Annotated in this window: 25 protein-coding genes; 10 read left to right on the top strand and 15 right to left on the bottom strand. The window is 66.0% G+C overall.

Annotated elements, in window-relative coordinates; translation table 11 throughout:
* Window positions 1-29: 29 nt before the first annotated feature.
* The 9 genes from iscA to uvrB form a co-directional block, all read right to left on the bottom strand.
* On the bottom strand, window positions 30-350 hold the full coding sequence (iscA, locus tag CTP10_RS05165) for an iron-sulfur cluster assembly protein IscA (RefSeq protein WP_010809024.1): 321 nt from the start codon (window positions 348-350) through the stop codon (window positions 30-32).
* Window positions 351-389: 39 nt separating this feature from the next.
* A complete protein-coding gene (gene iscU, locus CTP10_RS05160; protein ID WP_010809025.1) occupies window positions 390-788 on the bottom strand; it encodes a Fe-S cluster assembly scaffold IscU in 399 nt (132 codons plus the stop codon).
* Window positions 789-863: 75 nt separating this feature from the next.
* Complete coding sequence (locus CTP10_RS05155) at window positions 864-2087, bottom strand: IscS subfamily cysteine desulfurase (RefSeq protein WP_271815680.1); 1224 nt, start codon at window positions 2085-2087, stop codon at window positions 864-866.
* Between the two features lie 64 nt (window positions 2088-2151).
* Complete coding sequence (gene iscR, locus CTP10_RS05150) at window positions 2152-2706, bottom strand: Fe-S cluster assembly transcriptional regulator IscR (protein WP_116317617.1); 555 nt, start codon at window positions 2704-2706, stop codon at window positions 2152-2154.
* 273 nt (window positions 2707-2979) lie between these two features.
* Window positions 2980-3468, bottom strand: coding sequence for a low molecular weight protein-tyrosine-phosphatase (locus tag CTP10_RS05145; RefSeq protein WP_116317616.1), 489 nt, complete (start codon window positions 3466-3468; stop codon window positions 2980-2982).
* A 170-nt stretch (window positions 3469-3638) separates the two neighbouring features.
* Window positions 3639-3881 (bottom strand): hypothetical protein, encoded by a 243-nt coding sequence (locus CTP10_RS05140; RefSeq protein WP_116317615.1) that lies wholly within the window; start codon window positions 3879-3881, stop codon window positions 3639-3641.
* A 37-nt stretch (window positions 3882-3918) separates the two neighbouring features.
* Window positions 3919-4140: a hypothetical protein gene (locus tag CTP10_RS05135; RefSeq protein WP_029046863.1), complete on the bottom strand. Its 222-nt coding sequence runs from the start codon at window positions 4138-4140 to the stop codon at window positions 3919-3921.
* Between the two features lie 20 nt (window positions 4141-4160).
* Complete coding sequence (locus tag CTP10_RS05130; protein ID WP_116317614.1) at window positions 4161-4463, bottom strand: putative quinol monooxygenase; 303 nt, start codon at window positions 4461-4463, stop codon at window positions 4161-4163.
* 76 nt (window positions 4464-4539) lie between these two features.
* The gene (uvrB, locus tag CTP10_RS05125) at window positions 4540-6624 is read right to left on the bottom strand and encodes an excinuclease ABC subunit UvrB (protein WP_116317613.1); all 2085 of its coding nucleotides are present in this window, start codon (window positions 6622-6624) and stop codon (window positions 4540-4542) included.
* A gap of 245 nt (window positions 6625-6869) precedes the next feature.
* On the opposite strand from uvrB, the gene CTP10_RS05120 reads away from it, so the two are divergent.
* Window positions 6870-8066 carry an amino acid aminotransferase gene (locus tag CTP10_RS05120; protein ID WP_116317612.1) on the top strand — a complete coding sequence of 399 codons (1197 nt, stop codon included), beginning with the start codon at window positions 6870-6872 and terminating at the stop codon, window positions 8064-8066.
* A gap of 317 nt (window positions 8067-8383) precedes the next feature.
* The gene (locus CTP10_RS05115; protein WP_116317611.1) at window positions 8384-9640 is read left to right on the top strand and encodes a polyhydroxyalkanoate depolymerase; all 1257 of its coding nucleotides are present in this window, start codon (window positions 8384-8386) and stop codon (window positions 9638-9640) included.
* Between the two features lie 68 nt (window positions 9641-9708).
* Here CTP10_RS05115 and CTP10_RS05110 read toward each other — a convergent pair whose 3' ends face one another.
* The gene (locus CTP10_RS05110; RefSeq protein ID WP_116317866.1) at window positions 9709-10341 is read right to left on the bottom strand and encodes a TetR family transcriptional regulator; all 633 of its coding nucleotides are present in this window, start codon (window positions 10339-10341) and stop codon (window positions 9709-9711) included.
* Between the two features lie 326 nt (window positions 10342-10667).
* Here CTP10_RS05110 and rsxB point away from each other — a divergent pair, with 326 nt between their 5' ends.
* Window positions 10668-11477, top strand: a complete 810-nt coding sequence (rsxB, locus tag CTP10_RS05105; RefSeq protein WP_116317610.1) for an electron transport complex subunit RsxB — start codon at window positions 10668-10670, stop codon at window positions 11475-11477.
* Complete coding sequence (gene nth / locus CTP10_RS05100; protein WP_116317609.1) at window positions 11474-12118, top strand: endonuclease III; 645 nt, start codon at window positions 11474-11476, stop codon at window positions 12116-12118. Before rsxB ends, nth begins: the two co-directional genes overlap by 4 nt.
* 16 nt (window positions 12119-12134) lie before the next feature.
* On the opposite strand, the gene CTP10_RS05095 is transcribed toward nth, so the two are convergent.
* Window positions 12135-12761 (bottom strand): TetR/AcrR family transcriptional regulator, encoded by a 627-nt coding sequence (locus CTP10_RS05095; RefSeq protein WP_116317608.1) that lies wholly within the window; start codon window positions 12759-12761, stop codon window positions 12135-12137.
* Between the two features lie 87 nt (window positions 12762-12848).
* Between CTP10_RS05095 and CTP10_RS05090 the strand changes: the two genes are divergently transcribed.
* Genes CTP10_RS05090 through CTP10_RS05080 form a run of 3 tightly spaced genes read left to right on the top strand, consistent with a single transcriptional unit; the run spans window position 12849 to window position 16133 of the window.
* Window positions 12849-14414: a flavin-containing monooxygenase gene (locus CTP10_RS05090; RefSeq protein ID WP_116317607.1), complete on the top strand. Its 1566-nt coding sequence runs from the start codon at window positions 12849-12851 to the stop codon at window positions 14412-14414.
* On the top strand, window positions 14411-15391 hold the full coding sequence (locus CTP10_RS05085) for an alpha/beta fold hydrolase (protein WP_116317606.1): 981 nt from the start codon (window positions 14411-14413) through the stop codon (window positions 15389-15391). Before CTP10_RS05090 ends, CTP10_RS05085 begins: the two co-directional genes overlap by 4 nt.
* Window positions 15392-15407: 16 nt before the next feature.
* Window positions 15408-16133 (top strand): Coq4 family protein, encoded by a 726-nt coding sequence (locus tag CTP10_RS05080; protein ID WP_116317605.1) that lies wholly within the window; start codon window positions 15408-15410, stop codon window positions 16131-16133.
* A gap of 76 nt (window positions 16134-16209) precedes the next feature.
* Here CTP10_RS05080 and CTP10_RS05075 read toward each other — a convergent pair whose 3' ends face one another.
* Complete coding sequence (locus tag CTP10_RS05075; RefSeq protein WP_116317604.1) at window positions 16210-16797, bottom strand: malonic semialdehyde reductase; 588 nt, start codon at window positions 16795-16797, stop codon at window positions 16210-16212.
* 87 nt (window positions 16798-16884) lie between these two features.
* Complete coding sequence (locus tag CTP10_RS05070) at window positions 16885-17826, bottom strand: DMT family transporter (protein ID WP_116317865.1); 942 nt, start codon at window positions 17824-17826, stop codon at window positions 16885-16887.
* Window positions 17827-17917: 91 nt separating this feature from the next.
* Here CTP10_RS05070 and CTP10_RS05065 point away from each other — a divergent pair, with 91 nt between their 5' ends.
* Together CTP10_RS05065 and CTP10_RS05060 are read left to right on the top strand one after the other, a co-directional pair.
* Window positions 17918-18349: a DUF1841 family protein gene (locus CTP10_RS05065; RefSeq protein WP_116317603.1), complete on the top strand. Its 432-nt coding sequence runs from the start codon at window positions 17918-17920 to the stop codon at window positions 18347-18349.
* 128 nt (window positions 18350-18477) lie between these two features.
* Window positions 18478-19788 carry a phospholipase A gene (locus tag CTP10_RS05060; RefSeq protein WP_116317602.1) on the top strand — a complete coding sequence of 437 codons (1311 nt, stop codon included), beginning with the start codon at window positions 18478-18480 and terminating at the stop codon, window positions 19786-19788.
* Between the two features lie 39 nt (window positions 19789-19827).
* Here the strand turns inward: CTP10_RS05060 and CTP10_RS05055 are convergent, their stop codons facing one another.
* A complete protein-coding gene (locus CTP10_RS05055; RefSeq protein WP_116317601.1) occupies window positions 19828-20265 on the bottom strand; it encodes a thioredoxin family protein in 438 nt (145 codons plus the stop codon).
* Between the two features lie 100 nt (window positions 20266-20365).
* Window positions 20366-20920, bottom strand: coding sequence for a nucleotide exchange factor GrpE (gene grpE, locus CTP10_RS05050; RefSeq protein WP_116317600.1), 555 nt, complete (start codon window positions 20918-20920; stop codon window positions 20366-20368).
* Window positions 20921-21195: 275 nt separating this feature from the next.
* Between grpE and CTP10_RS05045 the strand changes: the two genes are divergently transcribed.
* Window positions 21196-21369, top strand: coding sequence for a hypothetical protein (locus CTP10_RS05045; protein ID WP_199414505.1), 174 nt, complete (start codon window positions 21196-21198; stop codon window positions 21367-21369).
* Window positions 21370-21375 lie beyond the last annotated feature (6 nt).

The raw sequence follows: 21375 nt of genomic DNA, 5'->3' as shown, positions 1-21375 counted from the left end.
CGTCCTTCGTGGCTTTGGTGCGATGCTGCTCAGACCGTGAACGACTCGCCGCAGCCGCACTCGTCCTTGACGTTGGGGTTGTTGAAGCGGAACCCTTCGTTCAACCCTTCGCGCGCATAGTCGAGTTCGGTGCCGTCGATGTACGGCAGGCTCTTGGCGTCAACGATGACCTTGATGCCGTGCGACTCGAACACCGCGTCTTCCGGCAGCAGCTCGTCCACATATTCCAGCTTGTAGGCCAGGCCCGAGCAGCCGGTGGTCTTCACGCCCAGGCGCAGGCCCACGCCCTTGCCGCGGCGTTCCAGATAGCGGGCGACGTGCTTGGCCGCCTTCTCGGTCATCGTGATCATCGTTGCGTCTTCCTTCGTGCTTCTTGTCGATCGACAGGATCAGGCAGCCTTCTGCTCGGCGCCGTGCTTCTTCTTGTAGTCTTCGACAGCAGCCTTGATCGCGTCTTCAGCCAGGATCGAGCAGTGGATCTTCACCGGCGGCAGGGCCAGTTCTTCAGCGATCTGGGTGTTCTTGATCTCCAGCGCCTGGTCCACGGTCTTGCCCTTGACCCACTCGGTCACCAGCGACGACGAGGCGATGGCCGAGCCGCAGCCATAGGTCTTGAACTTGGCGTCTTCGATCACGCCAGCTTCGTTGACCTTGATCTGCAGCTTCATCACGTCGCCGCAAGCCGGGGCGCCGACCATGCCGGTGCCGACCGCATCGTCGTTCTTGTCGAACGAACCGACGTTGCGGGGGTTTTCATAGTGGTCGAGAACCTTCGTGCTGTATGACATTTTGCTTACCTCTTGCGTATCTTTTACGGGGGTCTTGCTTTTGTTTTGGCTGGATCCTGCGGGTACTTAATGCGCTCAGTGCGCGGCCCACTGGATCGAATTCAGGTCGACGCCGTCCTTGAACATTTCCCACAGCGGCGACAGGTCGCGCAGCTTGCCGATCTTGGACTTGAGCAGCTGGACGGTGTAGTCGATCTCCTGCTCGGTGGTGAAGCGGCCGACCGTGAAGCGGATCGAGCTGTGCGCCAGCTCGTCATTGCGGCCCAGCGCGCGCAGCACGTACGACGGCTCCAGCGAAGCCGAGGTGCAGGCCGAACCCGACGACACCGCCACGTCCTTGATCGCCATGATCAGCGACTCGCCTTCGACGAAGTTGAAGCTGACATTCAGGTTGTGCGGCACGCGGTGGTCCAGGTCACCGTTCAGGTAGACCTCTTCCATGTCCGACAGGCCGTTCCACAGGCGGTCGCGCAGCATGCGAATGCGTTCGTTCTCCGTCGCCATTTCTTCGCGGGCGATGCGGAAGGCTTCGCCCATGCCGACGATCTGGTGCGTGGCCAGCGTGCCCGAGCGCATGCCGCGCTCATGGCCGCCGCCGTGCATCTGCGCCTCGATGCGCACGCGCGGCTTGCGGCGCACATACAACGCGCCGACGCCCTTCGGGCCATAAGTCTTGTGGGCCGAGAACGACATCAGGTCGCACTTCAGCTTGTTCAGGTCGATCACCACCTTGCCGGTCGCCTGCGCGGCGTCGCAATGGAAGATGATGCCCTTTTCGCGGCAGATCTCGCCGATCTGCTCGACGTCCTGGATCACGCCGATCTCGTTGTTGACCAGCATCACCGACACCAGGATCGTGTCCGGGCGCAGCGCCTGCTTGAATACGTCGATATCGACCAGGCCGTTTTCCTTCACGTCCAGGTAGGTCACCTCGAAGCCCTGGCGTTCCAGTTCGCGCGTGGTGTCGAGCACGGCCTTGTGCTCGGTCTTCACGGTGATGAGATGCTTGCCCTTGCCCGAATAGAAGTTCGCGGCACCCTTGATGGCCAGGTTGTTCGATTCGGTCGCACCCGACGTCCACACGATCTCGCGCGGGTCCGCGCCGACCAGTGCTGCCACCTGCTCACGCGCCTCTTCCACCGCGCGCTCCGCCTCCCAGCCGTACGCATGGCTGCGCGAGGCGGGGTTGCCGAACTGCTCGCGCAGGTACGGAATCATCTTGTCCGCCACGCGCGGGTCTACCGGCGTGGTGGCCGAGTAATCCATGTAGATGGGGAAATGTGGGGTGCTCATCGTTATGACTGCCTTTTTAGGGACCGCTGATCGCTGATTTCTACCGTTGCCTGTGTCGCGCCTTTGGGGGTCAGGACTGCGCCAGGCTGAAAACTGAATTCACCACCCTCGCCCGGACCGGCTTTTCCTGCTTGTCGGCCTTGCCGCGCGCGGCGGCGGTTGCCGGCTGCGCGGCTTCCTCGCGCATGTCGTGCAGCACCGCCGGCTGGCGGGCGCGCTGCTGGTCAACCAGGTTCTTGAGGGAGACGGAGTCGAGGTACTCGACCATCTTCTGGTTCAGCGTTGCCCACAACTCGTGGGTCATGCAACGCCCGGAGCCGTCATCTCCGTTACAATTACCCTTTCCGCCGCACTGGGTAGCGTCCAGCGGCTCGTCGACGGCGATGATGATGTCCGCCACCGTGACGTCTTCGGCCTTGCGTGCCAGGCTGTAGCCACCGCCCGGACCGCGTACGCTTTCGACGATCTCATGCCGGCGCAGCTTGCCGAACAGCTGTTCCAGGTACGACAGGGAGATCTTTTGCCGCTGGCTGATGCCGGCGAGCGTCACCGGTCCCTGGTCCTGGCGCATCGCCAGGTCGATCATCGCAGTGACCGCGAAGCGGCCTTTGGTGGTCAGTCTCATGGTGCAGGGCTCTGGGGGTAAAGCGAATACTTGATCGTTTCCGTCAAGTATAAAGGTACCCGACTAATTCAGTCAACTACCGCTGCCGCAGCGCATCAAGCGCTGCACTCGCCGGCAACCCTCTCCGGGCTTGCGGCGCGGGGCGGCACGACCAGCGAAAGCGGGTGTTTCAGGATGCGGCGCCGCACGACGGCGCTTGGCTCGGCGCGATCCACCCGCCGCAAATTGCGTGAGCGAAGCGCCGGCCGCGGGAGGATGCGCGCGGGTGCCGGCTCAGCCGGCCGGGTCTTGCAGGTGCTGGCGAAGCATCGCGATCAGTCCGTCGCAGGCGTCCTCGACATAGTCGAGCACGCGCTCGAAACCGTCGCCCTCGCCGTAGTACGGATCAGGCACTTCGTCGGCGTCGTGAAGAGTGGCGAAGCTCATCAGCAGGCGCACCTTGTCGCCGGCATCGGGATGCAGCCGAGTCAGGCCGGCGAGATTCTCGCGGTCCATCGCCAAAATCAGGTCGAAACGGTCAAAGTCAGGCAGGCCGACCTTGCGGGCGCGCAGCGCCGACAGGTCGTAGCCGCGGCGCAGCGCGGCGCGCTGGGTGCGCGGGTCGGGCGCGCGGCCCAAGTGGTACTCATGGGTGCCGGCCGAGTCCAGTTCGACCAGCGGCTCCAGCCCGGCTGCAGCAAGCTTGGCGCGCAGCACGCCTTCCGCAGTCGGTGAACGGCAGATGTTGCCCATGCAACACATCAGGATGGCGTATTTTTTCATCGGTCGATCGACAGCGTGGGCTGGTGAAAGCGCAAGCGCGGCCACGGCGTGGCGCTCAAGGCTCCCTGCCTGCCGGCCTGCCCGGTAGATTAGGCGAGGCGCAATTCTAGCCGCCTGTCCGGAGCAAGCCGCCGATGCTCGCCGGCTCGCGCCGTGGCGCCGGGCCCTGCCTAAGCGAGCTGCCTGGCCAGGCGCTCGCCATGCGCAAACCCGGCCACCGCGGCGGCTTCGGCGGATTTGAAATGATCGGTGATGCGCGAAGTCTCGGTCAGCGTGCCGGCGGCGCGGATATTGGTCCCCGGGCGGCAGACGCGCACCGTGTACGACCATTCGCTCTGCGAGCGTTGCCTGACCTGCACCTGCACCTCGTGGGTTTCATAGACCTTCTTCTTCCACTCGCCGATTTCGGCCATTGTGTGTTCTCCTCGGGAAATGGGACGGGGCGGACGGCTAGTTGACCTCGCCGGCATCGATGGCCCGCATCGCCGCGGCCTCGGCCAGTGCAACAGCCGCCTCCTGCGTGGGCGCATCGCCGGCAATGGCCTCGTAGGTAGGGCCGGCCGGCTCGCCAAAGGCGTCGGCAATGCGCATCTGCCCGGCAAAACCGCCTGCGGCATTTGGCACCGCGCTGGCCACGACCAGGTAGCCTCCGTACTCGAATTGGCGTTCCATGGCAGCTCCTTGCGCCCGGTTCACCCTGGCAGCTTGGCCGCCAGCACCTCCAGCTTCTGGATCGGCGGCGTACCCATGAACAGTTCCGGCGCCCTGGCCATCAGCGCGGCGGCAACCTTGCCAGACAGGTGTGCGTCGCGCGCGGACTCGTCGGCAAAGGCATCGAAGATGCCGAACATCGACGGCCCCAGCCGCAGCGCGAACCAGGCCGCAGTACCGGCCTCCTGCTGCACCAGCGCCAGTCCGTCGCGCAGGAACTGATCGACTTCCTGTTCCTTGCCGGGTCGCGCCTCCAGCGGCACCCACAGGCCAAGCTTTACCATGATGCGTCTCCGGGATCGGTCCTGACGCATTTCACTATAGGCCAGCCACGCCGCACGCCCGCCCCGTGGCGCAGGTTCAGGCGGGCGGCAGCGCGCCCTCGCCGCTGGCGCCGAACACCTGCGCCTTGAGCTTGGCCAACTGGTCGCGCACCTGCGCCGCCTGCTCGAATTCCAGGTTGCGGGCATGGTCGAGCATGAGTTTTTCCAGGCGCTTGATTTCCTTAGACACCTGCTTTTCGCTCATATCCTCGTAGCGCGCCTGCTCCTGCGCGGCCTGCAGCTCGGCCTTGGCATCGCTGGCGTTGTAGACGCCGTCGATGATGTCCTTGATGCGCTTGACCACGCCGCGCGGAATGATGCCGTTGGCCTCGTTGAAGGCCATCTGCTTGGCGCGGCGGCGCTCGGTCTCGCTGATGGCCTTGCGCATCGACTCGGTCATGCGGTCGGCATACAGGATGGCGGCGCCATTGACGTTGCGCGCGGCGCGGCCGATGGTCTGGATCAGCGAGCGCTCGGCGCGCAGGAAGCCTTCCTTGTCGGCATCCAGGATCGCCACCAGCGAGACTTCGGGGATATCCAAACCCTCGCGCAGCAGGTTGATGCCGACCAGCACGTCAAAGGTACCCAGGCGCAGGTCGCGGATGATCTCGACGCGCTCCACCGTGTCGATGTCCGAGTGCAGGTAGCGCACCTTGACGCCGTTCTCGGACAGGAACTCGGTCAGCTGCTCGGCCATGCGCTTGGTCAGCGTGGTCACCAGCACACGCTCGTTGACCTCCACGCGCGCGTGGATTTCCGACAGCAGGTCGTCCACCTGCGTGGTCGCCGGACGCACGATGATGGTCGGGTCGACCAGCCCGGTCGGGCGCACCACCTGCTCCACCACCTGCCCGGCATGCTCCTGCTCGAACTGCGCCGGTGTCGCCGAGACAAACATTACCTGGCGCATCTTGCCCTCGAACTCGTCGAACTTGAGCGGCCGGTTGTCCAGCGCCGACGGCAGCCGGAAGCCGTACTCGACCAGCGTGGTCTTGCGCGCGCGGTCACCGTTGTACATGCCGTTGAGCTGGCCGATCAGCACGTGCGACTCATCCAGGAACATCAGCGCGTCGGACGGCAGGTAGTCGACCAGCGTCGGCGGCGGTTCCCCGGGGCGCGCGCCGGACAGGTGGCGCGAATAGTTCTCGATGCCCTTGCAAAAGCCCAGCTCCGAAAGCATTTCGAGATCGAAGCGGGTACGCTGCTCCAGCCGCTGGGCCTCGACCAGCCGGTTTTCCTTGTGGAAGAACTCCAGCCGGCCGCGCAATTCGTCCTTGATCGCCTCGATCGCGCGCAGCACGGTCTCGCGCGGCGTCACGTAGTGGCTCGACGGGTAGACCGTGAAGCGCGGGATCTTCTGCTTCACGCGGCCGGTCAATGGATCGAAGAACTGGAGCGATTCCACTTCGTCGTCGAACATCTCCAGCCGCACCGCCATCTCGGCGTGTTCGGCCGGGAAGATGTCGATGGTGTCGCCGCGCACGCGGAACGTGCCGCGCTGGAAATCGGTCTCGTTGCGGGTGTATTGCATGGCGATCAGGCGCGCGATCACATCGCGCTGGCTGATCTTGTCGCCGGCCCGCAAAGTGAGAATCATCTGGTGGTATTCGTTCGGGTTGCCGATACCATAGATCGCCGAGACCGTCGCCACGATCACCGTGTCGCGGCGCTCCAGCAGGCTCTTGGTCGCCGACAGCCGCATCTGCTCGATATGCTCGTTGATCGACGAGTCTTTCTCGATGAACAGGTCGCGCTGCGGGACGTAAGCCTCAGGCTGGTAGTAGTCGTAGTAGCTGACGAAGTACTCGACCGCATTGCGCGGGAAAAACTCGCGGAACTCGGCGTAGAGCTGGGCCGCCAGCGTCTTGTTGGGCGCGAACACGATCGCCGGCCGTCCCATCCGGGCGATCACGTTGGCCATGGTGAAGGTCTTGCCCGATCCGGTCACGCCCAGCAGTGTCTGGTACGACAGGCCGTCCTCCACCCCTTCCACCAGCTGGCGGATCGCTTCCGGCTGGTCGCCGGCGGGCGCGAACGGCTGGTACAGCTGGAACGGGGAGCCGGAAAATGTGACGAATTTGCTTTCGTCCAGGGCCGGCGCGGCTTCTGCGAGGTTCGACATAGGGGGCGGAATAGCGGGAGAAGTAATAAAGAAGTAACGAAAGAAGTGATGGCGAGATTAGGGAAAAACCTCAGGAAAACGGGCGGATACGCTAGAATCTTGGGGTTGACAGCCCCCGCTTCAAGCCGTTTCCAACGGCGTGGGGCCGATTCCGCCCAGAACGGAACGGGGCCTGCCAGCCGCAGCGCAGTCCGGAGCATTCTACGCCTTCCCGTTTTCTTTCATTGCCGACCACGAGATTCCAAATGAGTTTGTTTTCTGCCGTCGAGATGGCCCCGCGCGACCCGATCCTGGGCCTCAACGAAGCCTTCAATGCCGACACCCGCGCCACCAAGGTCAACCTGGGCGTTGGCGTGTACTTCACCGACGAAGGGAAAATCCCGCTGCTGCGCGCCGTCCAGGAGGCAGAAAAGGCCCGACTGACCACCGCCACCCCGCGTGGCTACCTGCCGATCGAAGGCATCGCCGCCTATGACCAGGCCGTGCAGACGCTGCTGTTCGGCAAGGAATCGCCGCTGATCACCGAAGGCCGCGTTGTGACGGCCCAGGCACTGGGCGGCACCGGCGCGCTGAAGATCGGCGCCGACTTCCTCAAGCGCCTGTACCCGGACGCCAAGGTCGCCATCAGCGACCCGAGCTGGGAAAACCACCGCGCCCTGTTCGAGGCCGCCGGCTTCCCGGTGGTCAACTACGCCTATTACGATGCCGCCAGCCACGGCCTGAACTTCGCCGGCATGGTGGAATCGCTGAAGTCGTACCCGGCCAACACCATCGTCGTGCTGCATGCCTGCTGCCATAACCCGACCGGCGTGGACCTGTCGGCCGAGCAGTGGCAGCAAGTGGTGGGACTGATCAAGGAACGCAACCTGATCCCGTTCCTGGACATGGCCTACCAGGGCTTCGCCGACGGCATCGACGCCGACGGTGCCGCCGTGCGCCTGTTCGCCGACTCCGGCCTGCCCTTCTTCGTGTCGAGCTCGTTCTCCAAGAGCTTCTCGCTGTACGGCGAGCGCGTGGGCGCGCTGTCGATCGTCACCACCGGCAAGGAAGAAGCCCAGCGCGTGATGTCGCAGGTCAAGCGCGTGATCCGCACCAACTACTCCAACCCGCCGACGCACGGCGGCACCGTGGTCGCCACCGTGCTGAACAGCCCGGAACTGCGCGCCATGTGGGAAGAAGAGCTGGCCGAGATGCGCGACCGCATCAAGCTGATGCGCCATGCGCTGGTGGACAAGCTGGCCGCCAAGGGCGTGCCGGGTGACTTCTCCTTCGTCAAGGCCCAGCGCGGCATGTTCTCGTACTCGGGCCTGACCTCGGCCCAGGTGGACCGCCTGCGCAATGAGCACGGCATCTACGCCGTCGGCACCGGCCGCATCTGCGTGGCTGCGCTGAACAGCCGCAATATCGACGCGGTGGTCGATGCGATCGCAGCAGTGATGTAACGTTGCAGGCGTTGCTGCACGGCAACGGGCGGCAACGCATGGCAACTGGCGTCAACGTCACAAAGCGTCACAAAAAAAGCGGCCCCGGCCGCTTTTTGCATTTGTTTTCAGTTTTGTAGGACGTGTCATCCAAAAATCAGGCCAATGCCTTATTGTGTTCCGCGCATAGGGATGTACCTTAAGGTATATGCTGCAAAGCAAGATCGTTAGCACGGTCGTTCGAGAACGGGCATAATCCGCGACGCGATCCTAGGTGTATTGTCAGTACATTAGTACTTGGTGGTACGTGACCAAAAGTAAGACCAGGCAGAAACGGCATGCTCTACCAATTGCACGAGTTCCAGCGCTCGATCCTGCACCCGCTCACCGCGTGGGCCCAGGCGACCGCCAAGACTTTCACCAATCCACTCAGCCCGATGTCTCTGGTGCCAGGCGCCCCTCGCCTGGCCGCGGGCTACGAGCTGCTGTACCGGCTCGGCAAGGAATACGAAAAACCCGCGTTCGACATCAGGTCGGTGCGCTCCAACGGGCGCGACATCCCCATCGTCGAGCAGTCCGTGCTGGAAAAGCCGTTCTGCAAGCTGCTGCGCTTCAAGCGCTATGCCGACGATCCGGAAACCATCAAGCTGCTGAAGGACGAGCCGGTGGTGCTGGTGTGTGCGCCGCTGTCGGGCCACCATGCCACGCTGCTGCGCGACACCGTGCGCACGCTGCTGCAGGACCACAAGGTCTACGTGACCGACTGGATCGACGCGCGCATGGTGCCAATTGAAGACGGCGCCTTCCACCTTTCGGACTACATCTACTACATCCAGGAGTTCATCCGCCATATCGGCGCCGAGAACCTGCATGTGGTTTCGGTGTGCCAGCCGACCGTGCCGGTGCTGGCCGCGATCTCGCTGATGGCTTCCGCCGGCGAGACCACGCCACGCACCATGACCATGATGGGCGGCCCGATCGATGCCCGCAAGAGCCCGACCGCCGTCAACTCGCTGGCCACCAACAAGTCGTTCGAGTGGTTCGAGAACAACGTGATCTACACCGTGCCGGCCAACTACGCCGGCCATGGGCGCCGCGTGTACCCGGGCTTCCTGCAGCATGCCGGCTTCGTGGCGATGAACCCGGACCGGCACCTGTCCTCGCACTATGACTATTACCTGAGCCTGGTCGAGGGCGACGCCGACGACGCCGAGGCGCATGTGCGCTTCTACGACGAATACAACGCGGTGCTGGACATGGCCGCCGAGTATTACCTCGACACCATCCGCGAAGTGTTCCAGGAATTCCGCCTGGCCAACGGCACGTGGTCCATCGATGGCAAGCCGGTGCGCCCGCAGGATATCAAGGCCACCGCGCTGATGACGGTAGAGGGCGAACTGGACGATATCTCTGGCGCGGGCCAGACCGCCGCCGCGCACGACCTGTGCAGCGGCATCCCGAAAAACCGCAAGCAGCACATCACCGCGCCGCGTTGCGGCCACTACGGGATTTTCTCGGGCCGCCGCTGGCGCGAGGACATCTATCCGGACCTGCGCGATTTCATCCGCAAGTACCACCAGCCCGTGGCGAAGTAACGCTGCCGCAGACAAGACAACGCCCGCAATCGCGGGCGTTTCTTCTTATGCGCGCTCTCGGGACAGCCTCAGCGCTTCAGGTAGCAGAGCAGCATCTCGGTATGCAGCTCGGCAAAGCGCTCGTGCTCGTGCTGCGACGCCACGTCGCGCCCGGTCACGGCACTGATGGTGTAGCGGTTGGACAGCACGTAGTAGCCCAGCGCCGAGATCGTCAGGTAGAACTGCGGCACGTCGATGTGGTCGCGGAACACGCCCTGCTGCTGGCCGCGGTGGATCACGTCGGCCAGCACGTCCACGACCGGGTTGATCAGCTGCTGCAGTTGCGCCGATTTCTTCAGGTGGCGGGCTTCGTGCAGGTTCTCGCTGTTGATCAGGCGGATGAACTCGGGATGCTCGTAGTACCAGTCCCAGACAAAACGGGCCAGCGCGCGCACGCCGGCGATCGGGTCTTCGTCGACCAGGTGTAGCTTCTCTTCGGCGGCGCGGAATTCGGCGTACTGTTTTTCCAGCACCGCCAGGAACAGCCCTTCCTTGCTGCCGTAGTAGTAATACAGCATGCGCTCGTTGGTTTCCGCGCGCCGGGCAATCTGGTCGACGCGGGCGCCGGCCAGACCACCCTTGGCGAATTCCTCGGTGGCCGCGGCGAGGATGCGTCGGCGCGTCCCTTCGGGGTCGCGTTTGGTCTTGGTCTCTGTTGACATGGATGGCAGGTCGATCGTTGCGCGGATTATGGCACACGCCGGAATGCGGCAGTCCGGCTGCGCGACGCGCATCATCGCCGTTTCTGTCCATCGGCGAAATCGGGGATAATCCTTGCGGCGCGAGGGCTCGAAGAAGCCCGACCGGGCCGCTGAGGCCCGCCGGCGACGGTTTCGCCGGACCTTTGTGCGCCGACGCTTGCACGCCGGGTGTCTGCCGGGCCGCAGTTATGTCGGCAACAACGCACAGCGCCATTTGCGCCCATCGCGCCCAAAATGTCCCTTGTCCCGTCCAATCCGGTTTGCCCCCTGATTTCCAGCCCGTCGTCGTGAATCCTGCCGTCAAGACCCTTGCCGATCGCATCGAAGCCCTGCTGCCCCAGACCCAGTGCACCAAATGCGGATTCAACGGCTGCCGCCCCTATGCCGAGGCCATGGCCGCCGGCGAAGCGGCCTGCAACCGCTGCCCGCCGGGTGGCGCGGATGGGGTACGCCGGCTGGCCGGGTTGCTCGGCGTCGAACCCATGCCGCTCGATCCCGAACGCGGCACCGAGCAACCGCGCGCGGTCGCGCTGATCGACGAGAGCCTGTGCATCGGATGCACCCTTTGCATCCAGGCATGCCCGGTTGACGCCATTGCCGGCGCCGCCAAGCAGATGCATACGGTGATTCCCGAGCTGTGCACCGGCTGCGACCTGTGCGTGGCGCCCTGCCCCGTCGACTGCATCGCCATGATCCCGGTCACCGGCGAGCGCACTGGCTGGGACGCGTGGTCACAGGCCCAGGCCGACGCGGCCCACGCGCGCTACCTGGAGCGCCAGGCCCGGCTGGTGCGCGAGCGCGAGGAAAACGACGCGCGCCTGGCCGCCAAGGCCGCGGCCAAGCTGGCCGCGGTTCAGGCCGAAGCGCCGCAAGACGACACCGAGCGCGCCGCGCAGGAACGCAAGCGCGCCATCATCCAGGCTGCGATCGAGCGCGCCCGCCAGAAGCAGCAGGCCGCGCAGCCGCGCAATACGGAGAATGTGTCGCCTGCGGTGCAGGCCCAGATCGATGCCGCCGAAGCGCGCCGTGCGCGCGCCGGCCTGACGGGGCCGGCTGCCGGCCCGGACGCCAAACCCGACCCAGAACCACAGCAATGAACGCCGCCAAGTGCCGTGCCATTTTCGAGACGCTGCGCGAAGTCAACCCGGCCCCGACCACTGAACTGGAATACAGCTCGCCGTTCGAGCTGCTGATTGCCGTGCTGCTGTCGGCGCAGGCCACCGACGTCGGCGTCAACAAGGCCACGCGCCGGCTGTTCCCGATCGCGCACACGCCCCAGCAGATGCTCGACCTCGGCGAGGCCGGGCTGAGCGAATACATCAAGACCATCGGCCTGTACAAGACCAAGGCGAAGCATGTCATCGAGACCTGCCGCATCCTGGTCGAGCGGCACGGCGGCAAGGTGCCGCCCGACCGCGAAGCGCTGGAAGCGCTGCCGGGCGTGGGCCGCAAGACCGCCAACGTGGTCCTCAACACGGCCTTCGGCGAGCCCACCATCGCGGTCGATACGCATATCTTCCGGGTCTCGAACCGCACCGGGCTGGCGCCCGGCAAAAACGTGCAGGTGGTCGAGCAGAAGCTGCTCAAGTGCGTGCCGCATGAATTCCTGCACGATGCGCACCACTGGCTGATCCTGCACGGCCGGTACGTGTGCAAGGCGCGCAAGCCGGAATGCTGGCACTGCGTGATCGAGCCGCTATGCGAGTTCCGGGAAAAGACTGAAGCGCCGCAACTGTAAGCGCTGCCGGCCGGCTTCAGTCCGGCTCGCGCGCCAGCACCATGGCCAGTTGCAGCGCCGTACGTGCCACCACCTCAACGTCGGGCGTATAGCCCTGTCCGATCCAGCGCAGCGCGACGTGGATCACTCCGCCCGCCACGCCCGCGGTCAGCAAGGGATCGAGCCGCCGGCCCGGCGGCAGCAGCGCTTGCGCCAGCAGGCCGCCAAATTCGCTCAGAGAATCCGCCAGCGCGCCGTCGACCAGCTTGCTGACGCCGCGGATCTCTACCAAGAACACGCGCGCCGAACGCGGTTCGCACTGCAGCGCCCCGAAATAGGCGCGCAGCATCGCCAGCGCCCGGTTGGGGCCGTCGCCGGCTGCGGCCTCCCCGGCGCGGGCCAGTGTCTGCAGCAAGCGGTGGGTGACAGCCTGGAACGACGCCAGCAGCAGGGCCTCGCTGTTGGCGAATGACTCGTAGAAATAGCGCTCGGTCAGGCCGGCGGCCTCGCACACGGCCTTGACCGTGGCGTTCTGGTAGCCACGTTCGCCATAGACCTGCACCGCCGCGGCAATCAGCTGGCCCCGGCGCTGCGCGCGCCGTTCTTCGGCTTCGGCGCCGCGATAGCGGCGTGCAGGGACGAGCTCGGTGGTCATGCGTGCCATTATGACATTCCCTATTGTCAGATGCCTTGTCATATCGCTTCTGACAACCTATGTTGTCAGAAGCTCCATTCGCCCCGGATGCCTGACATGACCGCCGCCCGTCCCGATGATGCCGTCCTGGATGTCCTGATCGTAGGCGCCGGCCTGTCCGGCATCGGCGCCGCGCGCCACCTGCAGATGCGCTGCCCCGGCAAGCGCTATGCCATCCTGGAGGCACGGGACGCCATCGGCGGCACCTGGGACCTGTTCCGCTACCCCGGTATCCGCTCCGACTCGGACATGTACACGCTGGGCTACCGCTTCAAGCCCTGGCGTGGCGCCAAGGCCATCGCCGACGGGCCGTCGATCCGCGCCTATATCCGCGAGACCGCCGCGGAAGCCGGCATCACGCCGCATATCCGCTTCGGCCACAAGGTCGTCAGCGCCGCATGGGACAGCGCGGCGGCCTGCTGGACGGTCGAGGCAGAGCGCACGATGGATCACACCCGGGTGCACCTGCGCGCCCGTTTGCTCTATGTCTGCGCCGGCTATTACAGCTATGCCGAAGGCCACCGCCCGGCTTTTGCCGGCGAGGATCGCTTCCGCGGGCGCATCGTGCATCCGCAGTTCTGGGACGAATCGCTCGACTACGGCGGCAAGCGCGTGGTGGTGATCGGCAGCGGCGCCACCGCGGTCACGCTGGTGCCGGAGATGGCAAAGCGCGCGGCGCACGTGACCATGCTGCAACGCTCGCCCACCTACATCGTGACGCGCCCCGCCGAGGACGCGATCGCCCACAAGCTGCGCCGGCTGCTGCCCGAGCGGCTGGCCTACGGCGCCACGCGCTGGAAGAACGTGCTGCTCGGCATGCTGTTCTTCCAGCTGGCGCGGCGGCGGCCGGAGCGCACCAGGGCAAAGCTGATCGGCATGGCGGCGGCGCAGCTGGCACCGGACTTCGACGTCGCTACCCATTTCACACCCCGCTACAACCCGTGGGACCAGCGCCTGTGCCTGGTGCCCGATGGCGACCTGTTCGGCGCGATCCGCAATGGGCTCGCCACGGTGGAGACCGGCACCATCGAACGATTCACCGAAGACGGGGTCGTGCTGGCCGGCGGCAAGACGCTCCCCACGGATATCGTGGTCGTGGCGACCGGGTTGAAGCTGAACATGCTGGGCGATATCGCGGTCAGCGTCGACGGTGCGCCGCGCCGCCCCGCCGAGTCCTTCGCGTACAAGGGAATGATGCTGAGCGACGTACCCAATCTCGTGCTCGCCTTCGGCTACACCAACGCCTCGTGGACGCTCAAGGCAGACCTCACCGCCGAATACGTCTGCCGCCTGCTGCGCCATATGGACCGCCATGGCCACCGCATGGCGATGCCGAGCGCGCACGCCGGCATGCAGCCCACGCCGTTCCTGGACTTCACCTCGGGCTATGTGCAACGCGCCGCCACCGTGCTGCCCCGGCAGGGGGACCGCAAGCCATGGCGCGTCTACCAGAACTACCTGAAAGACATGCTGACGATCCGGCACGGGCGCATCGCCGACGGCGTGCTGCAGTTCGATGTCCCGCCTCGCTTGACCCAGGCTAGCCGGCCCCACCGGGACAGCCAGGGCGCCACAGAAACCAATGCCGTGCCGGCCGTCGCCGCCAGCGAGGTGCAATCGTGACCATCGCGCTGACCGTCGCTGGCGTGCTGATCGCGCTGCTCGTGCTGCCGGGTGCGGCGCTTTGGCTGTACACGTTACGCACCGTCCGGCGCATCGAGGCCGCGATGCCGCCACGCGGCCGCTTTGTCGACGTGCCCGGCGCACGGCTGCATGTGGTCGAGCGCGGCCAGGGTCCCGCCGTGCTGCTGGTGCATGGACTCTCGGGCCAGCTGGAGAATTTCGGCTACGGCATGATCGATCCGCTCGCCCGGCATTTCCGCGTGATCGCCGTCGACCGCCCCGGCGCGGGCCACTCGACGCGCGTGGCGGGCACTGCGGCGGATTTGCCGGCACAGGCCGCCGCCCTCGCCGCGCTGTGCGGCCAGCTCGGCCTGGAAAAGCCGCTGGTGGTCGGCCACTCGCTGGGTGGTGCGATCGCACTCGCGCTGGCCGCCTACCACCCCGAGCGCGTCGGCGGGCTGGCCCTGATCGCGCCGCTGACGCACCCGCCCAAGGCGATTTCGCCGGTATTCCAGGCGATGACCGTGCCGCGCGCATTGCGCCGGCTGCTGGCGTGGACGCTGGTGGTGCCGATGTCGGTTCGGCGGCGCGAGGCAGTCATGGATATCGTGTTCGGTCCCGACCCGTTCCCGCTCGACTTCCCGATCCGGGGTGGCGGCCTGCTGGCGCTGCGGCCAGACCACTTCCTGGCCGCGTCGGAAGACCTGATCGGTGCCGCGCAAAGCCTGCCGGCGCTGCTGCAGCACTATGGCTCGCTGCGTGTGCCGGTGAGCGTACTGTACGGCAGCGATGACCGCATCCTCGACTATGCCGAGCATGGCGAAGCGCTGGTGGCCAGGGTGCCGGGCGCGACACTGACGCTGGTCAGTGGCGGCCATATGCTGCCGGTGACCGCCATCGACACCTGTGTCGACTTTGTCCGCGACGCCGCCGCGCCACTGCATGCGCCGGCCCCCAGCCCGGCCCAGTTCGCCTGATTCACGGAGTCCTGCCATGACTACCCCAACCGTTTCCAATCCCTACAAGCAAGACGTCTTCGCCGCGTTCCGGGCCGTGCGCAAGCTGCTGGCGAACGGCAACGACACCGAGCAGGTATTCCGCATCATGCGCGCGCTGAACGGCCCGTCGATGCCGCGCAACTTCAGCCGCCTGCTGGGCACGCACGATGGCCGGCGCATGGTCTACCAGCGCATCGAACTGGCCGAGCGCCTGTCCGATCCCGCCTATGTCGCCAGCTTCGCCCCGGGCACGGTCGGCGCGGCCTATCGCACGTTCCTGGAAAAGACCGGCTACAGCGCGGACGGCCTGGCCAAGGTGTCGAACCTCGACCAGGAGCCGGTGATTGAGGACGCCTATCTGTGGTTCGGCCGGCGTACCCGCGACATCCATGACATCTGGCATGTGCTCACCGGCTACCGGGCCGACGAAAGCCTGGGCGAAGCCGCGCTGGTGGCGTTCAGCTACGCGCAGACCGGCGGCAAGGGATGGGCATTCATCGCCATCGCGGCATCGCTGAAGAGCCTGCGCGTGACCGGCAGCCTGGCCTTTGCACGCGCGGTGCTGGAAGGCTACCGGCTGGGCCGCCGCGCCGGGTGGCTGCTGGGCGAGGACTACGAAAAGCTGTTGCACGAACCGCTCGACGCGGCGCGCGCCCGGCTCGGCATTGCCGAACCCGGCCGTTACCTCGCCTGCCGCCCCGCGCAGGAATGGACTGCCTGACGTTGCCGCGCGCCATGAAAAAAGCGACCCCAGGAGTCGCTTTTTTAATTCGCGGCGCCACCCGCGCGGGGCGTCTTCAGACGATGCGGCAGGCTTCGTCGAACGACAGGCGCGGCAGGCGCGGATGCAGCTTCTCGGCAACGCCGTAGCCCAGGTTGACCAGGAAGTTGACCGACCACTTGCCATCGGGGAAGAAGGCCGCGTTGACCTTGTCGGCGTCGAAACCGGCCATCGGGCCGCAATCCAGGCCCAGCGCACGTGCGGCCAGGATGAAGTAGCCGCCTTGCAGCGAGCTGTTCATCAGGGCGTCGCGGGCGATTTTCTGCTCGTTGCCGGCATACCAGGCACGCGCGTCGGCGTGCGGGAACAGGCGCGGCAACTGGTCGTGGAAGGCCTTGTCGAAGGCGATGATCGCGGTGACCGGCGCGGAGCGGGTCTTCTCGACGTTGCCGGCCGACACGCACTCCACCAGGCGCGCCTTCTCGGCGGCGCTCTTGACGAAGACGATGCGGGCCGGGCCGCTGTTGGCGGCGGTCGGGCCAAACTTCATCGCGTCATAGATCTGGTGCAGGACGGCGTCGTCCACATGGCGGTCCTGCCACACGTTGTGGGTGCGGGCCTCGGTGAACAGTTGCGCCAGCGCGGCTTGGTCGATCTGGGACATGCGGCTCTTCCTATCCGTGATGTGTAAGAAGCGGCGATTTTACCCAAGCCCCGGGATGTGCCGCGCCAGTGTCTTTGACCAACCCGTTCAATTCTCTTGCATATCCCCGCGGGCCGGCGCCGGCGCGCTGCTGCGCCGCGTCAGCCACAGCACGCCTACCAGGATCATCCCACCGCCCACCGCCTGCGTGCCGCCGATATGCTCGCCCAGCAACAACGCCGCCAGCAGCACCGTGACCACCGGTTCGAGCGTCGACAACATCGAAGCCTGCGCCGCGCCGAGCCGTTGCAGCCCGGCGAAGAAGGTCAGGATCGCCAGCACCGTCGACAGCAGCGCGATCGCCGCCAGTGCCAGCCAGCCGCCGGCGCTGGCCGGGAACTGCGGCGGCACCCCCGCGCCGAGGCGCAACAACCCGACCACGCCGTAGACCAGCGCGGCCGCGGTGCAGATCACCGTGGTCGTGGCGATCGGGTTGACGCCGGCCGTCACGCGCGCGCCGACGATGATGTAGACCGAATAGATCACCGCCGCCGCCAGCCCCAACGCGATGCCCAGCGGCGAACCCTCGCCCCCGCCGACGGTCAGGCCAGCTCCCACCGAGCACAGCACCAGCGCGATCACGGCCGCCGTGGTCAGCCTCTCCTTCAGGAACACCGCGGCCAGGATTGTCACGAACAACGGATACAGGTACAGCAGCAGCGCCACCAGGCTGGCTTGCGCGTGGTTCAGCGCGCTGAAAAAGCAGAACGACTGGCCCACGTAGCCGATGCCGCCCATCGCCGCCAGCGCCAGCACGCGCCGCAACGGCGGCAGGCCGATGCCGCGCGTGCGCATCACCCAGGCCAGTGCCACGGCCGCCAGCACGAAGCGCACCAACAGCAGGCCGTAGACGTCGGCACCGGCGGCGTAGGCAAAACGCGCAAAGATCGCCATCGCGCCGAAGGCGCTGGCCGACACCGCGATCAGCAGCACCCCGACAAGCTTGGCGCGGGCCTGTTCCTGGGCGGTCGTGGAGGCGGAGGCGGTCATGAAGATGGCGGGAAGTCGGCGATCCCGCATTCTACTTGGCACCGCCGGGCCGCCAGCGCTCGCCGCGGCCCTCGTTTACAATGGCGCCACCATGTTTAATCCCTCACGAGAAGAAGTCCGCCGTTTCTTCTGCGAAGCCTGGCAGAAGCAGATTGCGGGCAGCGTGCTGACGCCGCTTGAAGTCATTGCCGTCGACTGGATCGGCGAGCATCCCGAGTACCACGAACTGCTGCGCGACACCGAAGGCGCGCTGACGCAGGACTACACCCCGGAGCAAGGCCAGACCAACCCGTTCCTGCACCTGGCGATGCACCTGTCGATTTCGGAACAGGTTTCGGTCGACCAGCCGCGCGGAATCCGGGAGGCCTATGAGGCGCTCGCGCGCCGGCTCGATTCGCCGCACGAGGCCCAGCACCAGGTGATGGAATGCCTGGGCGAGATGCTGTGGCAGGCACAGCGCAGCGGCCTGCCGCCAGATGGCGACCAATACGTCGACAGCGTGCGCCGGCGTGCAATGCGCTGAGCCCGCCACGCAAATCCCGCTGCGTACATTTCGTCACAACCCGCTTTCTACCGCGTGGTAGGCTCTGCGGGTTCCGAAATTTCCTAGACCGCGCGCGCCGCACATCGGCGCCCCGCGGTATCAGATTTATGTCCCGAGTGACCCTGCCCCGCCGGCGCGGCCTGGCGTCCGCCAGCCGCGTCGTCGCCCCTCTGTGCCTATCCCTGTCCTTCTCCCTGGCGCTGGCCTGGCCTCTGGCCGCCCACGCCGGCGTAGCGCTGCTGCAACCGCCGCGCGTCATCGACGGCAACCAGCCGCTGGTGCTGACGCTGGTGGTCAGCGCCGACGGCGCAACGCGGCGCTACCGGATCCCCGACACCCTGGAAGTGACGGCCTCAAGCGAAATGCAGGCGCCGGTGCGGCTGGTGCTCTGGCGCGAGGTATCCGGGCCGGCCATGGTCAGCCTGCGCCGCGGCGAGCACCGCGCCATCCGCTACACCGCGACGCTGCCGCCGCAGTTGCGCGGCCAGGTGCGGCTGGATGCAACCGGCATCGATGCCGCACCGGTGCTGGTCACGCTGAACCGGCTGCCCCAGCCGGGCGAAGCCGCCACCGCGGCCACTACCTCCCCGCCTGCGGTGGCCGCGACGCCGGCGCCTGCCGGCGAAGGCGCGGAGGCTGCGCCGGTTCCCGTCACGCCGGTGACCAGCGCCAGCGCCATCGCCCCGGCACCGGCAGACCTGCGCGACAGCGCGCGCCTGTCGTTCTACGATCCGATGTTCTTCACCGTCGGCGCCCACGACGGCGCCAACGCAAAGTTCCAGTTCAGCTTCAAGTACCGGATCTTCGAGGGCGAGGATCCGGCATCGAAGAGCCTGTTCGACAACCTCTACCTCGGCTATACCCAGTTTTCGCTGTGGGATCTGTCAGAGCAGTCCAAGCCGTTTCGCGACACCAATTACCGTCCGAGCCTGTTCTACTACCTGTCGGATACCGGCGTGCGCAACCGCGCCGTCAGCCGGCTGTCGCTGGCGGCCGGCGTGGAGCACGAGTCCAACGGCCGCAGCGGCAGCGAGTCGCGCAGCATCAACACGGTGTTCGTCAAGCCGACGTTCTACTTCGGCGACCAGAACGACTGGCACTGGCGCGTCGCGCCCAAGCTCTATGCCTACGTGGAAAAGGGCGATAACCCTGACATCGCCCACTATCGCGGGTATATGGACCTGGGCATTGCGTATGGGCGTCCGGATTCGTGGGAGTTTTCCGCCACGCTGCGCAAGGGCACGCGCAAGTGGTACGGCAGCGTCGATGCGCAGCTCACCTACCCGTTGGCGCGGCTGCTGCCGGGTACCGCGGGCTACCTGATGGCGGGTTATTTCGTCGGCTATGGCGAAAGCCTGCTCGACTACAACCACAAACTGCCCTGGCAGTTCCGCATCGGCTACGCGCTGTCGCGCTGAATCTCTGATGCTGCCTGCGGCCTGGCTTGGTCTGGCCACTCAGCCCGCCAGCGGCCTGCCGTCCGCCTTCAGCCGGGCATTGGCAACGGCGGCCGCGAACTGGCCGTGACCATGCCAGCCGGTCGCCCGACCCAGCTTCTTGCCGTTCTGGAAGAACATGAAGACCGGGATGCCGTGCAGGCCGAAGCGTTTGCCCAGCGCGGGATGTTCATAGACGTTGGCGTGCAGCCAGTGCAGGCCCAGCGCCCGGATCGGTTCGGGATTGGCGAGCATGGCCTTCTTGGCCATCTCGCAATTGAAGCAATCCACGCCCCAGAAGAACACGCACACCAGCGCATCGCCGGCTTGCGCAATCGCGGCGTCGATGCTGCCGTCATCGACCTGGCGCATGCCGAAGGCCTCGAAGGCGCGGTGGTCGAGATGGGGTGCCGCGGCTTCGTCCGCGGACGGCCCGCCGGCCGGCGATTCGCTTGACATGGTTGGCTCCCGCAAAGACAAAACAAGGCAAAACGCCCGGGCCTGAGAGGCACCGGGCGCATCGTCCACCGCCAGGCGGTCCTGGCTTTCCTGATCCCTCTTATTTCGGTGCCGCCACCGTCACCAGCGCCGGGCGCAGCACGCGGTCGGCAATGGTGTAGCCGCGCTGCAGCACGGTGACGACGGTGTTGGCTTCCTGCTCGGCCGGCACCATCGAAATGGCCTGGTGGCGGTGCGGGTCGAACTTCTCGCCGACCGGGTTCAGCTCGACGATCTTGCCGCGCTCGAACGCGGCGGCCAGCTGGCGCGCGGTCAGTTCGACGCCTTCGCGCAGCTTGGCGATGTCGCCCGAACCGTCCGCGAGCGCGGCCTGCAGGCTGTCCATCACCGGCAGCAGGTTATCGGCGAAGCTTTCGATGGCAAATTTGTGGGCCTTGGCCACATCGTCCTGCGCCCGGCGGCGGATGTTCTCGCCTTCGGCGACCGCACGCATGTACAGGTCATAGTGCTCACGCGCCTTGGCTTCCAAGGTGGCCAGCTGGGCCGCCACGTCCTCCACGGCGGCAGCCTCCGGCGCGGCGTTCTCCTGCGCGGCGGCAGCGCTGGCTTCGTCGTTGGGCGTCGGGTTGGATGGCGTCTGCTTCAGTTCTTCCATGTCGATCCGTATCAATGCATTGGCGCGGCCGTCCGTGGGCACGGCCGCGATGGGTCAATCGGCGTGTTTAGCGGGCAATTGGTGGCGATGCGCCGGATTTCAAGAGTGGCGCCGGCGAGACGCGGAAACAAGCGGTTACAAAGGCGTGAGTTATGCAATTGACGCCTTATTGCCTCGCTGCACTGCACTCACTAAGATTCTCATTAAGAAAAATGACAAAAATGCCGGGGGCCCTGGAGATGGTTCATTTTTGCACCGCTTCGGAAAGGTTGGCCATGCATAAGCTGCCAGTTGTGACACTCTGCCTCGTGGCCGCCTTGGCGGTCATGACCGCCTTTATCTGCCTGTCCGGCGCCTTCACGCCGCGCGATACCGAGTATGGCAGCGGCAAGGCGGTGTTCAAGCACTACATCGTTCCTATCGTCAGCCAGGAAGTCTCGCAGGAATAGGCATCC

This window comes from Cupriavidus sp. P-10, assembly GCF_003402535.2.
GTDB lineage: Bacteria > Pseudomonadota > Gammaproteobacteria > Burkholderiales > Burkholderiaceae > Cupriavidus.
The sequence above is the reverse complement of the archived record's forward strand: the minus strand, read 5'-3'. Positions and strand labels throughout refer to the sequence as shown.

What these genes read in the sequence shown, in the direction of transcription:
- iscA (WP_010809024.1), bottom strand. Translation starts at nt 350, where the DNA reads ATGATCACGATGACCGAGAAGGCGGCCAAGCACGTCGCCCGCTATCTG.
- iscU (WP_010809025.1), bottom strand. Translation starts at nt 788, where the DNA reads ATGTCATACAGCACGAAGGTTCTCGACCACTATGAAAACCCCCGCAAC.
- iscR (WP_116317617.1), bottom strand. Translation starts at nt 2,706, where the DNA reads ATGAGACTGACCACCAAAGGCCGCTTCGCGGTCACTGCGATGATCGAC.
- CTP10_RS05145 (WP_116317616.1), bottom strand. Translation starts at nt 3,468, where the DNA reads ATGAAAAAATACGCCATCCTGATGTGTTGCATGGGCAACATCTGCCGT.
- CTP10_RS05140 (WP_116317615.1), bottom strand. Translation starts at nt 3,881, where the DNA reads ATGGCCGAAATCGGCGAGTGGAAGAAGAAGGTCTATGAAACCCACGAG.
- CTP10_RS05135 (WP_029046863.1), bottom strand. Translation starts at nt 4,140, where the DNA reads ATGGAACGCCAATTCGAGTACGGAGGCTACCTGGTCGTGGCCAGCGCG.
- CTP10_RS05130 (WP_116317614.1), bottom strand. Translation starts at nt 4,463, where the DNA reads ATGGTAAAGCTTGGCCTGTGGGTGCCGCTGGAGGCGCGACCCGGCAAG.
- uvrB (WP_116317613.1), bottom strand. Translation starts at nt 6,624, where the DNA reads ATGTCGAACCTCGCAGAAGCCGCGCCGGCCCTGGACGAAAGCAAATTC.
- CTP10_RS05120 (WP_116317612.1), top strand. Translation starts at nt 6,870, where the DNA reads ATGAGTTTGTTTTCTGCCGTCGAGATGGCCCCGCGCGACCCGATCCTG.
- CTP10_RS05115 (WP_116317611.1), top strand. Translation starts at nt 8,384, where the DNA reads ATGCTCTACCAATTGCACGAGTTCCAGCGCTCGATCCTGCACCCGCTC.
- CTP10_RS05110 (WP_116317866.1), bottom strand. Translation starts at nt 10,341, where the DNA reads ATGTCAACAGAGACCAAGACCAAACGCGACCCCGAAGGGACGCGCCGA.
- nth (WP_116317609.1), top strand. Translation starts at nt 11,474, where the DNA reads ATGAACGCCGCCAAGTGCCGTGCCATTTTCGAGACGCTGCGCGAAGTC.
- CTP10_RS05095 (WP_116317608.1), bottom strand. Translation starts at nt 12,761, where the DNA reads ATGGCACGCATGACCACCGAGCTCGTCCCTGCACGCCGCTATCGCGGC.
- CTP10_RS05090 (WP_116317607.1), top strand. Translation starts at nt 12,849, where the DNA reads ATGACCGCCGCCCGTCCCGATGATGCCGTCCTGGATGTCCTGATCGTA.
- CTP10_RS05080 (WP_116317605.1), top strand. Translation starts at nt 15,408, where the DNA reads ATGACTACCCCAACCGTTTCCAATCCCTACAAGCAAGACGTCTTCGCC.
- CTP10_RS05075 (WP_116317604.1), bottom strand. Translation starts at nt 16,797, where the DNA reads ATGTCCCAGATCGACCAAGCCGCGCTGGCGCAACTGTTCACCGAGGCC.
- CTP10_RS05070 (WP_116317865.1), bottom strand. Translation starts at nt 17,826, where the DNA reads ATGACCGCCTCCGCCTCCACGACCGCCCAGGAACAGGCCCGCGCCAAG.
- CTP10_RS05065 (WP_116317603.1), top strand. Translation starts at nt 17,918, where the DNA reads ATGTTTAATCCCTCACGAGAAGAAGTCCGCCGTTTCTTCTGCGAAGCC.
- CTP10_RS05060 (WP_116317602.1), top strand. Translation starts at nt 18,478, where the DNA reads ATGTCCCGAGTGACCCTGCCCCGCCGGCGCGGCCTGGCGTCCGCCAGC.
- CTP10_RS05055 (WP_116317601.1), bottom strand. Translation starts at nt 20,265, where the DNA reads ATGTCAAGCGAATCGCCGGCCGGCGGGCCGTCCGCGGACGAAGCCGCG.
- grpE (WP_116317600.1), bottom strand. Translation starts at nt 20,920, where the DNA reads ATGGAAGAACTGAAGCAGACGCCATCCAACCCGACGCCCAACGACGAA.
- CTP10_RS05045 (WP_199414505.1), top strand. Translation starts at nt 21,196, where the DNA reads ATGCATAAGCTGCCAGTTGTGACACTCTGCCTCGTGGCCGCCTTGGCG.